Below are 2,065 nucleotides of genomic sequence, written 5' to 3' on the forward strand. Positions count from 1 at the left end.
TAGAGCGGATATAGCTTGAGTTTTGATCGGTCATCTTACTTACTATCTTATCGGCGTCGTCGTAGGAATTATTGGCAAGCGTGAGATATCTTAACCTACGTTCTGCGCTAATGCTCCCGTTAACGTCGCCATAGTCCTTATTCTTCTTAAAGACGTAATAAAAGCCGTCAGTAAGTATAAGCTTTAAGCCTTTACTCTCTATGGCTTTGCGGAAATGCTTTATCGTTACATCAGAATTCTTAGCGGTGTAGAAATAAAAGCTATTCGGATCTATCTCATCGCTGATTAGAATATCTATTTTTGAATTATGGCTGGCAACGTTGGCAAAATCAAGCAGATTGAGCTTAATTTCTTCAGACAAGGCGCTACTTAGAATAAATAGCACTAGAAAAAGAACTTTTTTCATTTAACTCTTCCTTTTTTAAGTTATCGAAAACGGGCTTATCAAAGCCAACAAAGAAATACGTAATACCTTTACCTTTAAACGAGTGCACGTTAAATTTAGGCGGGGAACGCAAAAAGATAAAATTTAAATATCTCTGATCGAAATGATCGTAAGTGCCGTTTTGAATGGAACAACGATCGTAAAAGCAGTAAATTTGGTAAATGTAGCCGATAGGAGGTTCATTAGAATTTGGAACGGAAGCATTAAATAAAGCTTTAGTGCTGTTACCGCTTGCGGTTTCGATAGGTTGATTGGATTGGGTATCGGGGGCGGGAGCAGGCTCATCGACAGGCTTAAAGAGCGAGTAAAAGCGGTAGAACGCCAAAAAAGAAAACAAGCAAAGCACCATAGCTAAAACAAAAAATTTTACTACGATAGACGAGCCTTTTTCCTTAGAGCCTGCTACGTAGAGCTTAAATACCTCGCCAAGAGCAGGCAAAGTAAAACCACCACCCTTAATCATATCACTTTGGTTCATTCGGTAGCTAATAAACTGCTGATACCTAAAGCGGCTAGTGATAAGGCGGCGCGCAGGCTCTACGGCTCTATAAAAATACTCGGCTACAGCTTTATAACCCGTATCAATTAGGCTTAAATCCTGCGTTATAAGCCAAATATCCTGGAATAAATGAGCATGATAAGTAAGCCACCAGGTTAAAATTTCATCACCTTTTTTCGTAAAAAAGTTATGAGCCTCATCGATTACGATAAGGCAGTGATTAAGATTGAAATCTGTAGCTTTTTCGTTTAGCTCCGTATCGTTTGCACCGCCTACGTAAAGGTCATAAAGCAGACTAAGATTATATTTGAAATCGTTAATATCCAAAGGCTTGATTTTTTCGCTTTTGGAGTAATCAAATTCATTTATATTAGTCCAGCAAATAGCGTATTTGTCGGATTTCTTAGGTTTTTTAATAAATTTATCGAAAAAAGAGGGCTTAGGAACTTCGATAAAATTTTTATAAATTTGATAAACGGCTAAATAAGTCTTTCCGCTTTTCAGTATGCCGGTAAGATATGAGATAGCCATTTCAATCGATCCTAGAAATAAATAGGTAAAGTAAGGTTTTACGGAAGCTCTCAAGCCCTTTTATGAAAATTTTCAGAGCGATTAAAGAAATCGCCGTAAATAAAAAAGGCTTAAAAATTGTGTAAACGTCCTTAAAAGCTTCTATAACACCCAAAGACTTAAGAACGTTAAAAAAAAAGAGCTATAAGCTCGTCAGTATTACCCGCATAAGAATTTATGTAATTTATTAAAGCATTGACCTTGCTAAGAGCGATAAAAACCAATGACATCAGCCCTACATAAAAAGCGATAGTAAATCCCAATATAAAAGTAGAAATAGCAAGCATAGTCCCGAAACGAACGGCAGCAGCAGCCCATTTTTTAACGAAAGAGCCGAAAAAACCGATAATAGCTAAAATAGGCATTATACCAACCTTATAATTATTTTAAAAAGCAGAATAGAGAATATCGTAGAAAATATGGCATAGAAAATAAAGTAAAGGACGGAGCGAGCGTCCTTTACTACGGCACAAATATCAATAGGTTTCAATTCCCAACGGGATGGAATTCTACTAAAAATCAAGCTTTCCCGCACGTTTACACATACAATG

General features: G+C 36.9%; 3 protein-coding genes. All 3 read right to left on the bottom strand.

Annotated elements, in window-relative coordinates:
• On the bottom strand, nt 1-406 hold a 406-nt coding region (locus Q0620_RS02145; RefSeq protein WP_298783023.1), incomplete at its 3' end, for a hypothetical protein.
• A complete protein-coding gene (locus Q0620_RS02150; protein WP_298783024.1) occupies nt 366-1,475 on the bottom strand; it encodes a zonular occludens toxin domain-containing protein in 1,110 nt (369 codons plus the stop codon). The genes Q0620_RS02145 and Q0620_RS02150, both read right to left, overlap by 41 nt.
• A 167-nt stretch (nt 1,476-1,642) precedes the next feature.
• On the bottom strand, nt 1,643-1,879 hold the full coding sequence (locus Q0620_RS02155; protein WP_298783025.1) for a hypothetical protein: 237 nt from the start codon (nt 1,877-1,879) through the stop codon (nt 1,643-1,645).
• Between the last annotated feature and the right edge of the window lie 186 nt (nt 1,880-2,065).

This window comes from uncultured Campylobacter sp. (assembly GCF_938017615.1).
Classification (GTDB): Bacteria; Campylobacterota; Campylobacteria; order Campylobacterales; family Campylobacteraceae; genus Campylobacter_B.

Excerpts from the sequence above, each read along its gene's own strand:
- Q0620_RS02150 (WP_298783024.1), bottom strand. The coding sequence starts at position 1,475 with ATGGCTATCTCATATCTTACCGGCATACTGAAAAGCGGAAAGACTTAT.
- Q0620_RS02155 (WP_298783025.1), bottom strand. The coding sequence starts at position 1,879 with ATGCCTATTTTAGCTATTATCGGTTTTTTCGGCTCTTTCGTTAAAAAA.